The 18,957-nt window shown below is 67.0% G+C and carries 15 protein-coding genes; 12 read left to right on the top strand and 3 right to left on the bottom strand.

The features are described from left to right. Positions 1 to 147 precede the first annotated feature (147 nt). Positions 148 to 807: a cysteine dioxygenase gene (locus ACIGHN_RS21100; protein ID WP_396505854.1), complete on the top strand. Its 660-nt coding sequence runs from the start codon at positions 148 to 150 to the stop codon at positions 805 to 807. A gap of 37 nt (positions 808 to 844) precedes the next feature. Continuing rightward, complete coding sequence (locus tag ACIGHN_RS21095) at positions 845 to 2,449, top strand: rhodanese homology domain-containing protein (RefSeq protein WP_396505853.1); 1,605 nt, start codon at positions 845 to 847, stop codon at positions 2,447 to 2,449. A gap of 113 nt (positions 2,450 to 2,562) precedes the next feature. Here ACIGHN_RS21095 and ACIGHN_RS21090 read toward each other — a convergent pair whose 3' ends face one another. Further along, positions 2,563 to 3,492: an aldose 1-epimerase gene (locus tag ACIGHN_RS21090; protein WP_396505851.1), complete on the bottom strand. Its 930-nt coding sequence runs from the start codon at positions 3,490 to 3,492 to the stop codon at positions 2,563 to 2,565. A 134-nt stretch (positions 3,493 to 3,626) separates the two neighbouring features. Next, positions 3,627 to 4,559 (bottom strand): SMP-30/gluconolactonase/LRE family protein, encoded by a 933-nt coding sequence (locus ACIGHN_RS21085; protein WP_396505985.1) that lies wholly within the window; start codon positions 4,557 to 4,559, stop codon positions 3,627 to 3,629. Between the two features lie 138 nt (positions 4,560 to 4,697). On the opposite strand from ACIGHN_RS21085, the gene ACIGHN_RS21080 reads away from it, so the two are divergent. After that, complete coding sequence (locus ACIGHN_RS21080) at positions 4,698 to 5,519, top strand: SDR family NAD(P)-dependent oxidoreductase (protein ID WP_396505849.1); 822 nt, start codon at positions 4,698 to 4,700, stop codon at positions 5,517 to 5,519. Positions 5,520 to 6,650: 1,131 nt separating this feature from the next. Here ACIGHN_RS21080 and ACIGHN_RS21075 read toward each other — a convergent pair. After that, positions 6,651 to 7,613: a LysR family transcriptional regulator gene (locus tag ACIGHN_RS21075; RefSeq protein WP_396505847.1), complete on the bottom strand. Its 963-nt coding sequence runs from the start codon at positions 7,611 to 7,613 to the stop codon at positions 6,651 to 6,653. 144 nt (positions 7,614 to 7,757) lie between these two features. Between ACIGHN_RS21075 and ACIGHN_RS21070 the strand changes: the two genes are divergently transcribed. The 9 genes from ACIGHN_RS21070 to ACIGHN_RS21030 form a co-directional block, all read left to right on the top strand. After that, a complete protein-coding gene (locus ACIGHN_RS21070; RefSeq protein WP_396505845.1) occupies positions 7,758 to 9,209 on the top strand; it encodes an aldehyde dehydrogenase family protein in 1,452 nt (483 codons plus the stop codon). Between the two features lie 163 nt (positions 9,210 to 9,372). Further along, positions 9,373 to 10,311, top strand: coding sequence for an ABC transporter substrate-binding protein (locus ACIGHN_RS21065; RefSeq protein WP_396505983.1), 939 nt, complete (start codon positions 9,373 to 9,375; stop codon positions 10,309 to 10,311). A gap of 188 nt (positions 10,312 to 10,499) precedes the next feature. Next, positions 10,500 to 11,570, top strand: a complete 1,071-nt coding sequence (gene chvE / locus ACIGHN_RS21060) for a multiple monosaccharide ABC transporter substrate-binding protein (RefSeq protein WP_396505844.1) — start codon at positions 10,500 to 10,502, stop codon at positions 11,568 to 11,570. Positions 11,571 to 11,769: 199 nt separating this feature from the next. After that, on the top strand, positions 11,770 to 13,281 hold the full coding sequence (gene mmsA, locus ACIGHN_RS21055; RefSeq protein ID WP_396505842.1) for a multiple monosaccharide ABC transporter ATP-binding protein: 1,512 nt from the start codon (positions 11,770 to 11,772) through the stop codon (positions 13,279 to 13,281). 175 nt (positions 13,282 to 13,456) lie between these two features. Next, positions 13,457 to 14,692: a multiple monosaccharide ABC transporter permease gene (gene mmsB, locus ACIGHN_RS21050; RefSeq protein WP_396505841.1), complete on the top strand. Its 1,236-nt coding sequence runs from the start codon at positions 13,457 to 13,459 to the stop codon at positions 14,690 to 14,692. A gap of 168 nt (positions 14,693 to 14,860) precedes the next feature. After that, positions 14,861 to 16,384, top strand: coding sequence for a sugar ABC transporter ATP-binding protein (locus ACIGHN_RS21045; RefSeq protein WP_396505839.1), 1,524 nt, complete (start codon positions 14,861 to 14,863; stop codon positions 16,382 to 16,384). After that, positions 16,377 to 17,429 carry an ABC transporter permease gene (locus ACIGHN_RS21040; RefSeq protein WP_396505838.1) on the top strand — a complete coding sequence of 351 codons (1,053 nt, stop codon included), beginning with the start codon at positions 16,377 to 16,379 and terminating at the stop codon, positions 17,427 to 17,429. The genes ACIGHN_RS21045 and ACIGHN_RS21040 overlap by 8 nt, the downstream gene beginning before the upstream one ends. Continuing rightward, on the top strand, positions 17,426 to 18,466 hold the full coding sequence (gene yjfF, locus ACIGHN_RS21035; protein WP_396505837.1) for a galactofuranose ABC transporter, permease protein YjfF: 1,041 nt from the start codon (positions 17,426 to 17,428) through the stop codon (positions 18,464 to 18,466). Before ACIGHN_RS21040 ends, yjfF begins: the two co-directional genes overlap by 4 nt. Before the next feature lie 34 nt (positions 18,467 to 18,500). Beyond that, positions 18,501 to 18,957: dihydroxy-acid dehydratase (locus ACIGHN_RS21030; protein WP_396505836.1), on the top strand; the 457-nt coding region annotated here is incomplete at its 3' end.

Raw genomic sequence — 18,957 nt, 5'->3', positions numbered from 1 at the left:
CTCGTGTAATGAATAAGACCACGGTGACCCGCACCGCACTGCCCGCATTGAAGACGGCGCGGCCCGCAAAGAGAACGAAGAAAAACGGAGATGCATATGCAAAAGATTCCGCACACCCCGATGCCCGGCGCTGGTGCAATACCACCCATGAATGCCGTCGCCTCTACCGCCCTGCCGCTGCCCGCGTCCACCGCAACGCCCGCAGCACCCGACACCGCCCGCCTGCGCCACTTCGTGCAGCAACTGGCCGCCCTGGTGGACAGCGCGCCGCCCGAGCCCGACCTGCTGGCACGCGGCGGCGCGCTGCTGGGCGCACTGGTGGCACACGACGACTGGCTGCCCGCTGCCTATGCGCAGCCCAGCCCCGAGCGCTACCAGCAGTACCTGCTGCATGCCGATGCGCTCGGCCGCTTCTCGGTGGTGAGCTTTGTGTGGGGCCCCGGCCAGGCCACGCCCATCCACGACCACACGGTGTGGGGCCTGATCGGCATGCTGCGCGGGTCCGAGGACTCGCAGGCGTTTGCCCGCACCGCCGACGGCCGCTGGGCGCCCCAGGGCTCGCCGCACCGCCTGCATCCCGGTGACGTGGATGCCGTGTCCCCCACCATCGGCGACGTGCACCGGGTGAACAACGCGTGGGAGGGCCAGACGTCCATCAGCATCCATGTGTATGGCGCCAACATCGGCGCCGTGCAGCGCAGCGTGTACCTGGAAGACGGCACGGCCAAGCCGTTCATCTCCGGCTACAGCAACGCCACGCTGCCCAATATCTGGGACCTGTCCCGCAACCCCGCCGCTGCCGCCTGACCTTCCAGCACAGATCCAGCCCTCCAAGACTTTGCCCATGACCGCTCCCGCCCTGCCCCAGACATCCGTCCTCCAGGTCCGCGAGGCCCTGCTCGCCAGCCATGAAATCGCCTTGCTCGACGTGCGCGAGGAAGACCCCTTCGCCCAAGGCCACCCGCTGTTCGCCGCCAACCTGCCCGCCAGCAAGATCGAGCTGGAGGCGTTCGCGCGCATACCGCGCCGCGACACCTTCATCGTGGTCTACGACGATGGCGAGGGCCTGGCCGAACCTGCTGCGCGCACGCTGCAGGCGCTGGGCTACACCGAGGTGAGCCTGCTCGCACGCGGCCTGCAGGGCTGGCGCGACGCGGGGGGCGAGCTGTTCATCGACGTGAACGTGCCCAGCAAGTCCTTCGGCGAACTGGTGGAGGCCGAGCGCCACACGCCCTCGCTGGCGGCTGAAGAAGTGCAGGCGCTCATCGACGCCCGGGCCGACGTGGTGGTGCTGGACGCGCGCCGCTACGACGAGTACCACACCATGAACATCCCCACCGGCGTGAGCGTGCCCGGCGCCGAGCTGGTGCTGCGCGCGCAGGCGCTCGCGCCCAACCCGGCCACGCAGATCATCGTGAACTGCGCGGGCCGCACGCGCAGCATCATCGGCACGCAGTCGCTGGTGAACGCGGGCATCCCCAACCCCGTGGCCGCCTTGCGCAACGGCACCATCGGCTGGCTGCTGGCCGGGCAGACGCTGGAGCGCGGCGCCACGCGCCGCTTCGACCCCGCCGTGCATGCCGACCGCACCCGCGCCCCCGCACAGGCCCGCAACGTGGCCGACCGCGCCCGCGTGCAGCGCGCGCAGGCCGCCGACCTGGCCCGCTTTGCGGCCGAGGCCCGGCGCACCACCTACCTGCTGGACGTGCGCACACCCGAAGAGTTTGCCGCGGGCCACCTGCCGGGCTTTCGCAACGCCCCCGGCGGCCAGCTGGTGCAAGAGACCGACCACACGGCCGCGGTGCGCGGCGCGCGGCTGGTGCTGGTGGACGACGACGGCGTGCGCGCCAACATGAGCGCATCGTGGCTGGCGCAGATGGGCTGGGAGGTGTGGGTGCTGGACGGCGCGCAGCCTGCCGACTTCACTGAAACCGGTGCCGTGGCCAACGCCGTGCCCGAGCCCGAAGGCCCCATCCGCTGGACCACGCCCGCGCAACTGGCCGCCTGGCTGACAGACGAAAGCCCCGGCCACACCGCCGTGCTGGACCTGACCACCAGCGCCAACTACACCCTGCGCCACATCCCGGGCGCGTGGTTCGTGATCCGATCGCAACTGGCGCAGGCCGTGCAGTCCATTCCGAAGGCGCAGCGCTACGTGCTGACCTGCGGCAGCAGCCTCCTGGCCAAATTCGCAGCGAAGGACCTGGAGCGTCTGACGGGTGGTGCCGAGGTCTTTGTGCTGGAAGGCGGCACGCTGGCCTGGATCGCCCAGGGCCTGCCGCTGGAACACGGCGAGACGCGCCTGGCCTCCCCCCGCATCGACCGCTACCGCCGGCCGTACGAAGGCACGGAGAGCCCACGCGAAGCCATGCAGGCGTATCTGGACTGGGAGTTCGGCCTGGTGGCGCAACTGGGGCGCGATGGCACCCATGGGTTCCAAGTGCTGTGAGGGTGACGGTGACGGTGACCGCGTACGTTCGCTACAAAATCAATAGCTGCCAGCGCTTTCTGGTCAAGCGGTAGCAGGCAATTTTGATCTGAACTTCGGGTTGCAGCCCCGCTTCAACCCGGCAGCGATTCGTAGCGCCACTGCACCTTCAACTCCAGCGACTCCCCCTGCGCCAGCGTGCGCAGCCCCGGCTGCCCGGGCTGGTGGAACGCGTCGATGGGCTGGGTGATGGGCTCGAAGCAGAACGCCGGGCCCTGCGGCGGGCGGTAGATCAGGCAGTAGTGTTCCGACGCGCCGCCGTCACGTTCGAAGTCCGGCATGCGGGCCGTCAGTTGCAAACCGCGCTCGGGCCACTCGATGCGGGCCGTGCCGCTCCAGCCGGTGTAGGCGTTGTCGATCAGGCTGCCGTTCGCAGGGATGCCCTCGCTCAGGTTCCAGCTGTCGGGAAACTGCGTGGTGTGCTGGGTCGGTATCGGGTCGCTGCCGCTGAGCCACACGGCCTCCACCGGGGCGGTGATGCGCGTGGCCGGTGTGCGCGGGAACCACGGGTGCAGGCCCAGGCCATACGGCATCGGCTGGGTGCCCAGGTGCCGCACCCGCAGGCTCTGGTCCAGGCCCCCATCCACCAGGCGAAAGGTCTGCACGCAGTCGTAGTCGTACGGGTTGCCGTCGAAGCGCTCGGAGCGCAGCGCCATCTCCAGCGTGTCGCTGGCCGGTTGGCTGATGGCCCAGGGCTGCAGCCAGCCGTCGCCATGGATGGGGTACGGCTCGCCAGTGCGGTTGGGCTGCATGGCATGGAACTGCCCGCCGTGCGAGAACCCGCCGCCGCTGATGCGGTTGGACCAGGGCACCATCGCGAACGACGCCAGCTTGTACAGGTCGGGCGTCTGGCCGTCCCAGGGCCGCCACAGGTCGATGCGCTCGGGCGACCCGCGCGGGTCATCGACCTGCCAGGCCGCGACGCTGCCGCCCAGGGTGGGCACCAGCCCCAGGTGCTGGTTGGCGTGGTGGAGCCAGACGATGGGGTGCGTGGCTTCGGTCATGGGCAGGCTTTCTTGAAAGGGAGACGTTGAAGGGTGCACAAGGCAAGGCAGAGGAACTGCGGCCCGCTTGCCATGCTGCGCGATGCGATGCGGTGCGATGCGGTGGGGTGCAGGGCTGCACGCCGCCGCCTCGGTCAACCGCCGAACAGGTGGGCGGGCAAGCCCGCGCTGTCGACGGATACGGCGAACAGCGCCCCGGCCAGCGGCTCTGCCACCAGCTGTGCAGGCGTCAGGCCCCCGCGCGCGGAGGTGATGAACAGCGTGCGCAAGTCGGCCCCGCCGAAGGCGCAGTTGGTGACCTGGCTCACCGGCAAGGCCACGCGGCCCAGCTCGGCCCCCGTCACCGGGTCGTGGCAGGTCACGCACGAGCCGCCCCAGTGCGCAATCCACAGCCGCCCCTGCGCATCCGTGGTCATGCCGTCGGGCACGCCGTCCTCGGGCAGCCAGCGCATCCACAGCATCTTGTTCGTCAAGGTGCCCGTCGCGGGGTCGGCGTCGTAGCGGTAGGTGCAGCCTTGCACGGTGTCGTTGAAGTACATCGCCAGGCCCTGCCCCGTGCCCGACCACGTGGGGCCATTCGTCACGGCAAAACCGTCGTCATGGCGGGTGCAGCGGCCATCGGGGTCGTAGCGGTACAGGGCGCCCGTGGGGGCCTCGCACGCAAAGTCCATGGAGCCCGCCCAGAAGCGCCCTTGCGCATCGCACTTGCCGTCGTTGAAGCGGTTGCCCGCGCGCTCCAGTTCGGGCTGGTGCACGTAGCGGGGCTGTTCATCGGAGGCCGGGTCGAAGAGCGCGAAACCCCGGCGCAGCGTCACGATGAGGCCCGGCGCATGGGCGCGCTCGGCCAGGGCAGAGATTTCTTCGGCAAAGGTCCAGCGCCGGTATGCGTCGCTGGCCGGGTCCCAGCGGTGGAGGTGCCGCGCGAGGATGTCCACCCAGTACAGCGCCTGTTCGCGCACGGACCACATCAGGCCCTCGCCCAGTTCCGACTCCAGCGCCTGCACGCAGCGCACCGTGCCGATGGTGGGCACTGGGAAAGCCGCAGCCTGTGGCGCGGCGGTGGACATATTGAGCTGGCTCACGCGTTGTCTCCGGTGATTGTTTTTGGCCCTGTCTGCTGCAGGGCTCTTGACGGTCGGCATCTTATCAACGCAAACTGATGCCTGTAATTTATATTTTTATCATCCATCGATACCAATATTGATATGTCATCAAATTCGACCCCCACAGCCGCCGTCCCGGGGGCATCGGCCCTGCTGCCCGACGGCCTGTCGCTCTTTCCCAGCCTGCGCGGGCGCTCGGTGTTTGTCACCGGCGGCGGCAGCGGCATCGGCGCCGCCATCGTGGCCGCGTTCGCCCAGCAGGGCGCGCGCGTGGCCTTCGTCGACGTGGCCCGGCAGGCGAGCGAAGACCTGGCGCAGCAACTGGCAGACGCCGGATTCGCCCGCCCCTGGTGGCGCGTGTGCGACGTGCGCGACATCGACGCCCTGCGCGCCGCCATCCAGGACGCCGCCACGGAGCTGGGCGACTTCCACACGCTGGTGAACAACGTGGCCAGCGACGACCGCCACACGCTCGAGTCGGTGACGCCCGCGTACTACGACGAGCGCATGGCCATCAACGAGCGGCCCGCGTTCTTTGCCATTCAGGCGGCGGTGCCGGGCATGCGCAGGCTGGGGGGTGGGTCGGTGATCAATCTGGGCTCTACCGGTTGGCAGGGCAAGGGCACGGGCTACCCCTGTTATGCGATTGCGAAGTCGTCGGTGAACGGCCTCACGCGCGGGCTGGCCAAGAGCTTGGGGCAGGACCGGATCCGCATCAATACCGTGTCGCCGGGGTGGGTGATAACGGAGCGACAGATCAAGCTGTGGCTGGATGCGAAGGGGGAAGAGGAGATTGCGCGGAATCAGTGTTTGCCGGACAAGCTGCGGCCGCATGACATTGCGCGGATGGTGTTGTTTCTGGCGTCGGATGATGCGGCGATGTGTACGGCGCAGGAGTTCAAGGTGGATGCTGGGTGGGTCTAGGGTTACCCCCGCCCGTTCAGGTTGAGCTTGTCGAAACCGGGGCGCAGCGACCCACAGCCGTTCGGGTTGAGCTTGTCGAAACCTGGGGACATCGATCCACGTCCGTTCGGGTTGAGCTTGTCGAAACCTGGGCGCATCGGCCCACAGCCGTTCGGGTTGAGCCTGTCGAAACCTGGGCGCTGCTCGCAGGCTCGCTGATGGGCAGCATGCCTTTGTTGAGGCGGAGGCCGGGAGTCGCCCGGCGTGCGAGTAACTTTCTTTCGCGTCGCCGAAAGAAAGTCACCAAAGAAAGGGCGACCCTACAGCCTGCGTCCCCACTCGCCCTGCGGGCGAGTGGGGCAACCTGCGGTGCTCGGTCGTGGGGTGCGCTGCGGAACTCGCTGCGCGCTGCCGCGCTACGCTCAAACATCCGCAGCGAGTCAGTTCACGATGCGTGTGTCCTTCGGCACACGCTCACCCCACGCCCTGCGCTCCTCGGCGCATCCTGAAGGGATGTGGGAGAGGACATCCACACGGGCCATCGCTGCGCTCGGCCTGGCGGTCGCGGCGCGAAGCGCCTGCGCGTTCGGGGCCGAGCAACGCGATGGCCCGTGTGGCTGTTCGGATGTTCGGCTGCCCACCCCCTGTGGCTGCGCCTGCGGCGGGGCGGTTGCGGGGTGGCATGCGCGTCGGAGCGCGCATGCTTCGTGCTCTAGCTCGCCGCAGCTGTTTGAACGGAGCGCGCAGCGCGCAGTGAGTTCTGCGGCGCACCCCGCAACCGCCCCGACGCAGGTTTGCCCCGCAGCGCAGCGAAGGGGTCGCAGACTGGGGGTCGCCCTTTCTTTGGTGACTTTCTTTCGGCGACGCGAAAGAAAGTTACCGCGCCGCCGGGCGCGCACCCCGGCTCCCGCCCTCAACACAGGCACACCTCTCAAACCAGCGAGCTCGCGAGCAGCGCCCAGGTTTCAACAAGCTCAACCCGAAGGGATGGAGTTGCGGACGGGCAAGGTTTCGACAGGCTCAACCCGAACGGGCGTGGATCGATGCGCCCAGGTTTCGACAAACAAGCTCAATCCGACCGGACAGTGATGACGGACAAAAAAGGCTTCCACAGGCTCAGCCCGAACGGCCGGTGAGCGCACACAACGCCTCTCACTCACCCACCTCCAGCTTCCTCCCATACTGCACCAGACTCGTCTGCTTCAAGGCCCTCATCATCACCTTCGCCGCCGGCGACAACAACCGATCCGTCCGCGTGATGATCCCGAACGCATCCATATGGCAAGGCATCGCCATCGGCAACACCGCCACGATCCCATGCGACGCGTAGTAATGCGCCACATCCGCCCCCACCACCGCCACCATGTCGCTCTGCTGCAGCATCCGCGTCATGAACAACAGGGCCGCTGTCTCCACCACATTCACCGGCGGCGCCAGGCCATCCTGCTGGAACATCAGGTCGAACCGGTGCCGCAGCACACTCCCCGCGGGCGGCACGATCCAGCTGGCCGACAGCACATCGCGCAGCGTCAGCCCGCTCAGCGTCGACAGCGGATGCCCCGGCCGGGTAATGGCGCAGACCAGCTCCTCGGTCAGCGGCTCATAGCGCAGGTTGCTCTTGTCGTGCTCTTCATACAGGCGCCCCACCACGATGTCGAGCTTGCCCTGGTCCAGGCGCTCCAGCAGCACCGGGCTGGTTTCGATGTCCAGCGAAATGCGCAGGCTCGGGTGCTCCTGCTTGACCAGCGCCACCGCCGCCGGCAGCAGGCTCAGGCCCGGCGAGGTGATCGCGCCGATGCCCACCTGGCCGTAGTGGCCCCGCTTGAGCGCGCCGATCTCGTCGTGCGCCTGGTTCAAATTGGCCAGCGCCATGCGCGCGTGGCGGATCATGGTCTCGCCGTACCAAGTGGGGCGCATGCCGCGGGGCAGGCGCTCGAACAGGGGCACCTCCAGCACATCCTCCAGGTCCTTGAGCAGCTTGGACGCCGCAGGCTGCGTCATGCTCAGCACCTGGGCCGCGCGGTGGATGTTGCCCTCCTCGGCCAGCGCCACCAGCAGCAGCAGCTGGCGCGTCTTGAGGCGGGCGCGGATGAACCAGTGGTTGTAGGTACTCATGGGGAGGGGCGCCGCGAGGCGTGGTGGCTGGGGTTTTCCAGAATGCGGTTATCGATATGTATTTTGACGAAAAAATGATTGGATTGATATCAAAATCATCCATAGACTTCGCCGCAACAGTCACAACGGCTCTTAAAGACCCCCATGAAGTTCGGCGACATGCAGCAGAACCCCCGGCACCTGATCAACGGCCGCTGGGAAATCGGCACCACCACCGGCGTCAGCACCAATCCTTCGGACACCCGCGAAGTGGTGGCCGAATACGCCCGTGCCGACCGCAACCAGACCGAACTGGCCGTACGCGCCGCCGCCGATGCCCTGCCCAGCTGGAGCCAGAGCAACCCGCAGCGCCGCGCCGACGTGCTGGACATGATCGGCAGCGAACTGCTGGCCCGCAAGGAGGCCCTGGGCACGCTGCTGGCCCGCGAAGAAGGCAAGACCCTGCCGGAGGCCATCGCCGAGGTCGCGCGCAGCGGGCAGATCTTCAAGTTCTTCGCTGGCGAGGCACTGCGCATCCAGGGTGAACTGATGCCGTCCGTGCGCCAGGGCGTGCAGGTGGACGTCACCCGCGAACCCGTGGGCGTGGTGGGCATCATCGCGCCGTGGAACTTTCCGTTCGCCATCCCGGCCTGGAAGATCGCCCCGGCCCTGGCCTACGGCAACACCGTGGTCTTCAAGCCCGCCGAGCTCGTGCCCGCCTGCGGCTGGGCGCTGGCCGAGATCATCAGCCGCAGCGGGCTGCCCGCCGGTGCCTTCAACCTCGTCATGGGCAGCGGCCGCGAGGTCGGCCAGACCCTGGTGGACCATCCGCTGGTGAACGCGCTGAGCTTCACCGGCTCCGTGGCCACCGGCGACCGCATCCTGCGCTCGGCCTCGGCACGGCGCGCCAAGGTGCAACTGGAGATGGGCGGCAAGAACCCGCTGATCGTGCTGGCCGATGCCGACCTGGAGCAGGCCGTGGACTGCGCGCTGCAGGGCTCGTACTTCTCCACCGGCCAGCGCTGCACGGCGTCAAGCCGCCTGATCGTGGAAGCGCGCGTGCACGACGCCTTCGTGGCCCGCCTGCGCGAGCGACTCACGGCCCTCAAGGTCGGCAATGCGCTGGAGCGCGGCATCGAGATGGGCCCGGTGGTGGACAGCACCCAGCTGGACCAGAACCTCAGCTACGTCGATATCGCCCGCACCGAAGGGGCCGAGCATGTGTGGGGCGGCGAGCACATCGAGCGCGCCACGCCCGGCCACTACATGAGCCCCGCCCTCTTCCTGGCGCGGCCCGAGCACCGCATCGCCCGCGAGGAAATCTTCGGCCCCGTGGCCTGCGTGCTGCGCGCCGACGACTACGACCATGCGCTGTCGCTGGCCAACGACACGCCTTACGGCCTGTGCGCGGGCATCTGCACCACATCGCTCAAGCACGCCATGCATTTCAAGCGCAACGCGGCGGTGGGCATGACCATGGTCAACCTGCCCACGGCGGGCGTGGACTTTCACGTGCCCTTCGGCGGGCGCAAGGAGTCGAGCTACGGAGCGCGCGAGCAGGGCCGCTACGCCGCCGAGTTCTACACCACCGTCAAGACCGGCTACATGCTGGCCTGAACGAATCAAACAGAGTCAAAGAAGAGTCACCGAAGAGTCAAGAGAGACGAGAACAAGACGCACGATCGATCCCGCAACGCTGTCATCAGCCAACCAACCACTAAAGAAAGCAGGAGACAAGATGATGATGAACGACAAGAAACTGAACCGCCGCACCGTGGCGATGGCCATTGCAGCCGCCCCCATGGCCGCCATGCTGCCATCGGCCGCCTGGGCGCAGAAGCCCATCGTCCTGGGCTTCAGCCAGGTCGGCGCCGAAAGCGAATGGCGCACCGCCAATACCGAATCCATCAAGTCGGCCGCCAAGGAGGCCGGCATCGAACTGAAGTTCTCGGACGCCCAGCAAAAGCAGGAGAACCAGATCAAGGCCATTCGCTCGTTCATCGCGCAGAAGGTGGACGTGATCGCTTTCTCGCCCGTGGTCGAGTCCGGCTGGGAGCCCGTGCTGCGCGAAGCCAAGGCCGCGAAGATCCCCGTGGTGCTGACCGACCGCTCCGTCAACGTCAAGGACACCTCGCTGTACGTGACCTTCATGGGCTCGGACTTCGTGGAAGAAGGCCGCAAGGCCGGCCGCTGGCTGGTCGAGAAGATGAAGGACCAAAAGGGCGACGTCAACATCGTCGAGCTGCAGGGCACCGTGGGCTCGGCCCCCGCCATCGACCGCAAGAAGGGCTTTGAGGAAGTCATCAAGGCCGACCCCAAGTTCAAGATCCTGCGCTCGCAGACCGGCGACTTCACCCGCGCCAAGGGCAAGGAAGTGATGGAAGCCTTCCTCAAGGCCGAGGGCAAGAAGATCAACGTGCTGTACGCGCACAACGACGACATGGCCATCGGCGCGATCCAGGCCATCGAAGAAGCCGGCATGAAGCCCGCCAAGGACATCACCATCATCTCCATCGACGCGGTCAAGGGCGCCTTCGAAGCCATGATCGCCGGCAAGCTCAACGTGAGCGTGGAGTGCAGCCCCCTGCTGGGCCCGCAGCTGATGAGCGCGGTCAAGGACATCAAGGCCGGCAAGACGGTGCAAAAGCGCATCGTGACGGAAGAAGGCATCTTCCCGATGGAGGTCGCGGCGAAAGAGTTTCCTAACCGCAAGTATTGACCCCCCTGAGCCGCCTGCGGCGTCTTCCCCCGGAGGGGGACGCCACCAGCGCCCGCAAGTGAAACGCAGCGTTCGCTGCGTGGCGGCCCTTGCGCGGTGGCACTGGCCTTGGGCCGCGCCAGTTGCAAAGGCCATGACGCCACTGGCATCCCTTAAAGCAAAAGATTCACAACAGGAGACGACAACAAATGAAGCGTGCAATTTTCAAGGCCGTGCTGGCCACCGTGGCGCTCGCAGCCATCGGCGCCACGTCGGTGGCATCGGCCCAGGACAAGGGCAGCATCGGCATCTCGATGCCCACCAAGTCCTCGTCGCGCTGGATCGCCGACGGCGACAACATGGTCAAGGTGCTCAAGGAGCGCGGCTACAAGACCGACCTGCAGTACGCGGACGACGACATCCCCAACCAGCTGGCCCAGATCGAGAACATGATCACCAAGGGCGTCAAGGTGCTGGTGATCGCCTCCATCGACGGCACCACGCTCTCGCGCGTGCTGCAGAACGCAGCGGACAAGGGCGTGAAGGTCATCGCGTACGACCGCCTGATCAAGGGCTCGAAGAACGTGGACTACTACGCCACGTTCGACAACTTCCAGGTCGGCGTGCTGCAGGCCACGTCCATCGTGGACAAGCTGGGCGTCAAGCAAGGCAAGGGCCCGTTCAACATCGAACTCTTCGGCGGTTCGCCCGACGACAACAACGCCTTCTTCTTCTACGACGGCGCGATGAGCGTGCTGCAGCCGTACATCGACAGCGGCAAGCTGGTGGTGCGCAGCAAGCAGACGGGCATGAACAAGGTGGGCACGCTGCGCTGGGACGGCTCGGTCGCCCAGGCGCGCATGGACAACCTGCTGTCGGCCTACTACGGCAAGGACAAGGTGCATGCGGTGCTGTCGCCGTACGACGGCCTGTCCATCGGCATCCTGTCGTCCTTGAAGGGCGTGGGCTACTGCACCACGCAGCAGCCCTGCCCCGTGGTCAGCGGCCAGGACGCCGAGGTGCCTTCGGTCAAGTCCATCCTGAAGGGCGAGCAGTACTCCACCGTGTTCAAGGACACGCGCGAGCTGGCCAAGGTGGCCGCCAACATGGTGGACGCCACGCTGTCGGGCAAGCAGCCCGAGATCAACGACACCAAGACCTACAACAACGGCGTGAAGGTGGTGCCCTCGTACCTGCTCAAGCCGGTGTCGGTCGATGCATCCAACTGGAACGCCATCCTGGTGGGCAGCGGCTACTACAAGGAATCGCAGATCAAGTAGTGCAGAGCGTCTCAAAAACTCTTCTGGCGTCGTTGCCGGGTCTTGTCGTACTGGCGCACTGCCTGCGACCCAGCGCCTAGCCAGAACCGCTGCGACGAGTTTTGTGAAACGCTCCACGCCATGCCTCGCTGCCGGGACACCACCCGGCAGCAAGACTTTCAGGGCCCCAGACGGCCCCCTGTACGAGCCTAGTCAGTCCATGCTTCTTGAAATGCGGAACATCCGCAAAACCTTCCCCGGTGTGGTGGCCCTGAACCAGGTGAACCTGCGCGTGAAGGCCGGGGAGATCCACGCCATCGTCGGCGAGAACGGCGCGGGCAAGTCCACGCTGATGAAGGTGCTGTCCGGCGTATACCCGCACGGCAGCTATAGCGGCGAGATCGTCTACGACGGCGAGGAACGCCAGTTCGGCGGCATCCGCGACAGCGAACACCTGGGCGTGATCATCATTCACCAGGAGCTGGCGCTGGTGCCTTTGCTCTCCATCGCCGAAAACATCTTCCTGGGCAACGAGACCGCGCGCTACGGCGTGATCGACTGGATGGCCGCGCACAGCAAGACGCAGGCGCTGCTGCACAAGGTGGGCCTGCGCGAATCCCCCGAGACGCTGGTCACCCACCTGGGCGTGGGCAAGCAGCAGCTGGTGGAGATCGCCAAGGCGCTGTCGCGCCAAGTGCGCCTGTTGATCCTGGACGAGCCCACCGCCAGCCTGAACGAGAACGACAGCCAGGCGCTGCTGGACCTGCTGCTGGAGCTCAAGGCCCAGGGCATCACCTGCATCCTGATCTCGCACAAGCTCAACGAAATCTCGCGCGTGGCCGACTCCATCACCGTGCTGCGCGACGGCAGCACGGTGGAGACGATGGACTGCGGCGCAGCGCCGGTCAGCGAAGACCGCGTGATCAAGGCCATGGTCGGCCGCGAGATGGCCGACCGCTACCCGCCGCGCGAGCCCCGCATCGGCGAGACCGTGTTCGAAGTGCGCGACTGGCACGCCTGGCACCCCCAGCGCCCCGACCGTGCCTTCATCAAGGGCGTGAACCTGCAGGTGCGCAAGGGCGAGATCGTGGGCATTGCCGGCCTGATGGGCGCAGGCCGCACCGAGCTGGCCATGAGCATCTTCGGCCGCTCGTGGGGAGAGCGCATCAGCGGCCAGGTGCTGCTGCACGGACGCCCCATCGATGTGAGCACCGTGGAAAAGGCCGTGGCCCATGGCCTGGCCTACGTGACCGAAGACCGCAAGGGCAACGGCCTGGTGCTGAGCGAGGACATCCAGTTCAACGTGTCGCTGGCCAACCTGGGCGGCGTCTCCACCGCCACCGTGATCGACGGCGGGCAGGAGCACCGCGTGGCGCAGGACTACCGCGAGAAGCTGCGCATCCGCTGCTCGGGCGTGGACCAGAAGACGCTCAACCTGTCGGGCGGCAACCAGCAGAAGGTGGTGCTGAGCAAGTGGCTCTTCACCAACCCCGAGGTGCTCATCCTCGATGAGCCCACCCGCGGCATCGACGTGGGCGCCAAGTACGAGATCTACACCCTGATCGCCCAGCTGGCGGCCGAGGGCAAGTGCGTGATCGTGATCTCGTCGGAGATGCCCGAGCTGCTGGGCATCACCGACCGCCTGTACGTGATGAACGAGGGGCGCTTCGTGGCCGAGATGCCGACCGCCGAGGCGTCGCAGGAAAAGATCATGCGCGTGATTGTCCGATGAAGCACCCCCTGAGTCGCTTCGCGCCTTCCCCCTCTCTCGCCTCGCTGCGCGATGCGGGAGGGGGACGCACCCGGTGGCCTGGCAAAGCCAGTTCCACGGGCGCACTGGCCTGGATCGCGCCAGTCTCAGAGGCCCAGAGCCAAAAACAGCGAAACGAGCGCAACAGATAAACGATATGAGCCAGACAACCACTTCCTCCCCCACTGCCTCCGCTGCGGCCGCGCCTGCACCGGGCGCGCCCGCGCGCCCCAGCCGTTCGCTGCTGGACCACGCCAAGCACAACCTGCGCGAGTACGGCATGCTCATCACGCTGGTCGCCATCATGGGCTTCTTCCAGTACATGACGGACGGCACGCTGATGCAGCCGCTCAACCTCACCAACCTGGTGCTGCAAAACAGCTACATCGTCATCATGGCGCTGGGCATGCTGCTGGTGATCGTGGCGGGGCACATCGACCTGTCGGTGGGCTCCGTGTGCGGCTTCATCGGCGCGCTGGCTGCGGTGCTGATGGTGCAGTACCAGTGGCACTTCGTGCCCGCCACGCTGGCCTGCCTGGCCTGCGGCGGCCTCATCGGTGCGGTGCAGGGCTGGTTCGTGGCGTTCTCGCGCATTCCTTCGTTCATCGTCACGCTGGCGGGCATGCTGGTCTTCAAAGGCCTGGCGCTGGCGCTGCTGGCCGGGCAGTCGGTGGGCCCCTTTCCTGAAGCGTTCCAGATGCTGAGCTCGGGCTTCATGCCCGACCTGTTCAGCGTGGAGGGCATCAAGCTCACATCGCTGCTGCTGGGCGTGGCCGTGGCGGCCGCGCTGGTGGTGGCCGGCCTGCGCGCCCGGGCCAACCGGCTGCGCCACGGCGTGCATGTGGAACCCACCGCGTTCTTTCTGGCACGCACCGCGGTGTTTGCCGCACTGCTCATCTACTTCAGCTACCTGCTGGCCTCGTACAAGGGCCTGCCCAATGTGCTCATCGTGATGGCGCTGCTGATCGTGCTGTTCGACTTCATCACCAGCCGCACCACCATCGGCCGGCGCATCTACGCCATGGGCGGCAACGAAAAGGCGGCCAAGCTCTCGGGCATCAAGACCGAACGGCTGTCGTTCTACGCCTTCGTCAACATGGGCGTGCTGGCGGCGCTGGCGGGCCTGGTGTTCGCGGCGCGGCTCAACACCGCCACGCCCAAGGCGGGCCTGGGCTTCGAGCTCGATGTGATCGCGGCCTGCTTCATCGGCGGCGCGTCTGCCTCGGGCGGTGTGGGCAAGGTGATGGGTGCGGTGATCGGCGCCTTCGTGATGGGCGTGATGAACAACGGCATGTCCATCCTGGGCATCGGCATCGACTACCAGCAGGTCATCAAGGGCGTGGTGCTGCTGGCTGCCGTGCTCGTTGACGTCTACAACAAGAACAAAGCCTGACATGAAGCTCCCCCTGAGTCGCTTCGCGCCTTCCCCCTCTCTCGTCTCGCTACGCGAGTCGGGAGGGGGACGCCCCCAGCGCGGCGGGGCGGCCCTTGCGCGGGGGCGCTGGCCTGCGCCGCGCCCATATCGCGGGCTGTCGGCCTGACCACGACATCGCAAATCCCCATGAATACGCCTCCCCTTCCCGTGCTCGAACTCACGGGCATCCACAAGCAGTTCGCGGGCATCCCCGTGCTGCGCGATGTGCAGTTGCGCCTGTACCCCGGGGAGATCCATGCGCTGATGGGGCAGAACGGCGCGGGCAAGTCCACGCTGATCAAGGTGCTGACGGGCGTGATCAAGCCCAGCGGCGGGCAGATGCGGCTGGGGGATGATGCGGTGTGGCCCGACTCGCCGCTGGCCGCGCAGCGCCTGGGCATCAGCACCGTGTACCAGGAGGTCAACCTCTGCCCCAACCTCTCGGTGGCCGAGAACATCTTTGCGGGCCGCTACCCGCGCTGCGGCATTGCGCAGGGCTTTCGCATCGACTGGGCGCTGATGCACCAGCGCTCGCGCGAGCTGGTGGCGCGCATCGGGCTGAACATCGACGTGACGCGCCTGCTGTCGGACTACCCCGTGGCCGTGCAGCAGCTGGTGGCCATTGCCCGCGCGCTGAGCATCGAAGCGCGCGTGCTCATCCTGGACGAGCCCACCTCCAGCCTGGACGACGACGAGGTGCAAAAGCTCTTCGAGGTGCTGCGCCGGCTGCGTGGCGAGGGCCTGTCCATCGTGTTCGTGACGCACTTCCTGAACCAGGTGTATGCCGTGTCGGACCGCATCACCGTGCTGCGCAACGGCACCTGGGTGGGCGAATGGGCCGTCAACGACCTGGGCCCCCAGGCCCTGATCGCCGCCATGCTGGGCCGCGACCTGGCTGCGCAGGCCGCGCAGACATCGCCGCCCCCCGTGGCGAACGCTTCGGACACCGCACTGCTGCAGACCGAAGGCCTGGGGCAGACCGGCCAGCTGCAGCCGCTGGACCTGCAGATCCGCGCGGGCGAAGTGGTGGGCCTGGCGGGCCTGCTGGGCGCAGGCCGCACCGAGCTGGCGCGCCTGCTGTTCGGGCTGGAGCAGCCCGACCGCGGCATGCTGCGCATCGACTGCAAGGCGGTGAGCTTTTCCAACCCCATGGACGCCATCCGCCAGGGCCTGGCACTGTGCCCCGAAGAGCGCAAGACCGACGGCATCGTGGCCGAGCTGTCGGTGCGCGAGAACATCGCCCTGGCACTGCAGGCGCGCATGGGCGTGGGCAAATTCATCTCGCGCGCCGAGCAGGCGGCCATTGCCGACCGCTATGTGCAGCTGCTGGGCATCAAGACCGCGAGCGTGGACACCCCCATCGGCCTGCTGTCGGGCGGCAACCAGCAAAAGGCCATCCTCGCGCGCTGGATGGCGATCGAACCGCGCCTGTTGATTCTGGACGAGCCCACCCGCGGCATCGACGTGGCGGCCAAGCAGGAAATCATGGACCAGATCCTGCGCCTTGCGCAGGCCGGCATGGCCGTGCTGTTCATCTCGTCCGAGATGAGCGAGGTGGTGCGCGTGGCGCACCGCATCGTGGTGCTGCGCGACCGCCGCAAGGTGGGCGAGCTGCCCGCCGGCAGCACCGAAGACGCCGTGTACGAACTCATCGCTGCCGAACATGCTTGAAGAACGCAATACCCCTTCCCCATTTGCAGCGCTGATGCGCCACCGCCTGGCCTGGCCCATCATCACGCTGCTGCTGTTGCTGGCCGTCAACACGGCCTTCAACGCCAGCTTCTTGCGCATCGAGTGGCGCGACGGGCATCTGTACGGCAGCCTGATCGACATCCTCAACCGCGCGGCGCCGCTGGTGCTGGTGTCGCTGGGCATGACGATGGTGATCGCCACGCGCGGCATCGACATCTCGGTGGGTGCGGTGGTGGCCATTGCCGCCGCCGTGGCGGCCTGGATGATCGGTGGTTCGGTGTCGGGCACCGAAAGCCGGTTTCCGCTGCCCGTGGCCATCCTGGGCGCCATTGCGGTGGCCCTGCTCTGCGGGCTGTGGAACGGCGTGCTGGTGGCACGCGTGGGCATGCAGCCCATCATCGCCACGCTGATCCTCATGGTGGCGGGCCGGGGCATCGCCCAGCTGATCACCGACGGGCAGATCATCACCATCTACTACACGCCCTACTTCTTCATCGGCGGCGGGTACCTGGCCGGGCTGCCGTTCTCGCTGTTCATCGTGGCAGCCGTGTTTGCCGTGCTGTACCTGGCCGTCACGCGCACGGCGTTGGGCCTGTTCGTGCAGGCGGTGGGCATCAACCCCACGGCGGCGCGGGTGGCGGGCGTGCAGGCGGGCCGCCTGACCGTGGCCGCCTACGTCTTCTGCGGCGTGTGCGCGGGCATCGCGGGCCTGTTGATCAGCTCCAATGTGAAGAGCGCCGACGGCAACAACGCCGGCCAGCTGCTGGAGCTCGATGCCATCCTGGCCGTGACGCTGGGCGGCACGGCGTTGACCGGCGGGCGATTCAGCCTGGTGGGCAGCGTGATCGGCGCGCTCATCATCCAGACGCTGACCTATGCCATCTACTCGCTGGGCGTGCCGCCCGAGGTCAACCTGGTGGTCAAGGCCGTGGTGGTGTTCATCGTGATGCTGCTGCAGTCGCCCGAGTTTCGCGCGCAGGTCGGCGCCATCGCGCGCCGCCCAGGCGCTGGGGCCCTGTCATGAGCGCCGTTCCGAAGACCGCAGGCTTGAGCACCGTGGCCTCCACATCCGCGCCCCAGGCCGCCGGCACACGCTCGCGGCTCAACCCCAAGTACCTGCCGCTGGCCGCCACCATCTCCCTGTTCATGGCCATGGCGACGCTGGGCTCGGTGATGTACACCGGGTTCTTCTCGGCCCAGGTGTTCCTCAACCTGCTGATCGACAACGCTTTTCTCATCATCGTGGCAGTGGGCATGACGTTCGTCATCCTGTCGGGCGGCATCGACCTGTCGGTGGGCTCGGTGGTGGCGCTGACCACCATGGTGCTGGCCGCGCTGGTGGAGCACAAGGGCTGGAGCCCGCTGGTGGCCGTGCCGGTGGTGCTGCTGATGGGCACGCTGTTCGGCGCTTTCATGGGCTTTCTCATCGAGCGGTTTCGGTTGCAGCCGTTCATCGTGACGCTGGCGGGCATGTTCCTCGCGCGGGGGCTGTGCTACCTCATCAGCATCGACTCGATCAGCATCACGCACGAGGCGTACTCCGAGATCTCGCAGTGGCGCCTGCCGCTGTGGGAGGGTGCCTCGCTGTCGCTGGGTGCGCTGATCGCCATCGCGGTGCTGCTGGCGGCGCTGTTCGTCGCGCACTGCACGCCGTTCGGCCGCGCGGTGTATGCCGTGGGCGGCAGCGAGAACTCCGCCGTGCTGATGGGCCTGCCCGTGCGCGCCACGCTGATCGGGGTGTACACGCTCTCGGGCTTTTGCTCGGCGCTGGCGGGCGTGGTGTTCACGTTCTACATGCTCTCGGGCTACGGCCTGCATGCCGTGGGCATGGAGCTTGACGCCATCGCCGCCGTGGTGATCGGCGGCACGCTGCTCACCGGTGGCGTCGGCTACGTGGTGGGCACGCTGTTCGGCGTGCTGATGCTCGGAATCATCCAGACCCTGATCTCGTTCGACGGCACGCTCAGCTCGTGGTGGACCCGCATCGTCGTCGGCGTGCTGCTGTTCGTCTTCTGCCTGCTGCAGCGCCTGCTCACGCGCCGCTCCGGCAAGCGGTCCTGACCTTTACCCATCTTCTCCCTGATCCGCATCCACAATGACCAACACCCCGCGCAAACTCCGCTCCGCCGAATGGTTCGGCACCGCCGACAAGAACGGCTTCATGTACCGCAGCTGGATGAAGAACCAGGGCATTCCGGACCATGAGTTCGACGGCCGCCCGATCATCGGCATCTGCAACACCTGGTCAGAGCTCACGCCCTGCAACGCGCACTTTCGTAAGATCGCCGAGCACGTCAAGCGCGGCATCTACGAGGCGGGCGGCTTTCCGGTCGAGTTCCCGGTGTTCTCCAACGGCGAATCCAACTTGCGCCCCACGGCCATGCTCACGCGCAACCTGGCCAGCATGGACGTGGAAGAAGCCATTCGCGGCAACCCCATCGACGCGGTGGTGCTGCTGGTGGGCTGCGACAAGACCACGCCCGCGCTGCTGATGGGCGCGGCCAGCTGCGACGTGCCGGCCATCGTGGTCACGGGCGGGCCCATGCACAACC

It is taken from the genome of Acidovorax sp. NPDC077693 (assembly GCF_044542805.1).
In the GTDB taxonomy this organism is placed as follows: domain Bacteria; phylum Pseudomonadota; class Gammaproteobacteria; order Burkholderiales; family Burkholderiaceae_C; genus Acidovorax.
This window is presented reverse-complemented; position numbering and strand designations above follow the sequence as displayed.

Excerpts from the sequence above, each read along its gene's own strand:
- chvE (WP_396505844.1), top strand. The coding sequence starts at position 10,500 with ATGAAGCGTGCAATTTTCAAGGCCGTGCTGGCCACCGTGGCGCTCGCA.
- ACIGHN_RS21080 (WP_396505849.1), top strand. The coding sequence starts at position 4,698 with ATGTCATCAAATTCGACCCCCACAGCCGCCGTCCCGGGGGCATCGGCC.
- ACIGHN_RS21085 (WP_396505985.1), bottom strand. The coding sequence starts at position 4,559 with ATGTCCACCGCCGCGCCACAGGCTGCGGCTTTCCCAGTGCCCACCATC.
- mmsB (WP_396505841.1), top strand. The coding sequence starts at position 13,457 with ATGAGCCAGACAACCACTTCCTCCCCCACTGCCTCCGCTGCGGCCGCG.
- ACIGHN_RS21100 (WP_396505854.1), top strand. The coding sequence starts at position 148 with ATGAATGCCGTCGCCTCTACCGCCCTGCCGCTGCCCGCGTCCACCGCA.
- ACIGHN_RS21095 (WP_396505853.1), top strand. The coding sequence starts at position 845 with ATGACCGCTCCCGCCCTGCCCCAGACATCCGTCCTCCAGGTCCGCGAG.
- mmsA (WP_396505842.1), top strand. The coding sequence starts at position 11,770 with ATGCTTCTTGAAATGCGGAACATCCGCAAAACCTTCCCCGGTGTGGTG.
- ACIGHN_RS21090 (WP_396505851.1), bottom strand. The coding sequence starts at position 3,492 with ATGACCGAAGCCACGCACCCCATCGTCTGGCTCCACCACGCCAACCAG.
- ACIGHN_RS21040 (WP_396505838.1), top strand. The coding sequence starts at position 16,377 with ATGCTTGAAGAACGCAATACCCCTTCCCCATTTGCAGCGCTGATGCGC.
- ACIGHN_RS21070 (WP_396505845.1), top strand. The coding sequence starts at position 7,758 with ATGAAGTTCGGCGACATGCAGCAGAACCCCCGGCACCTGATCAACGGC.
- ACIGHN_RS21045 (WP_396505839.1), top strand. The coding sequence starts at position 14,861 with ATGAATACGCCTCCCCTTCCCGTGCTCGAACTCACGGGCATCCACAAG.
- ACIGHN_RS21075 (WP_396505847.1), bottom strand. The coding sequence starts at position 7,613 with ATGAGTACCTACAACCACTGGTTCATCCGCGCCCGCCTCAAGACGCGC.
- yjfF (WP_396505837.1), top strand. The coding sequence starts at position 17,426 with ATGAGCGCCGTTCCGAAGACCGCAGGCTTGAGCACCGTGGCCTCCACA.
- ACIGHN_RS21065 (WP_396505983.1), top strand. The coding sequence starts at position 9,373 with ATGGCCATTGCAGCCGCCCCCATGGCCGCCATGCTGCCATCGGCCGCC.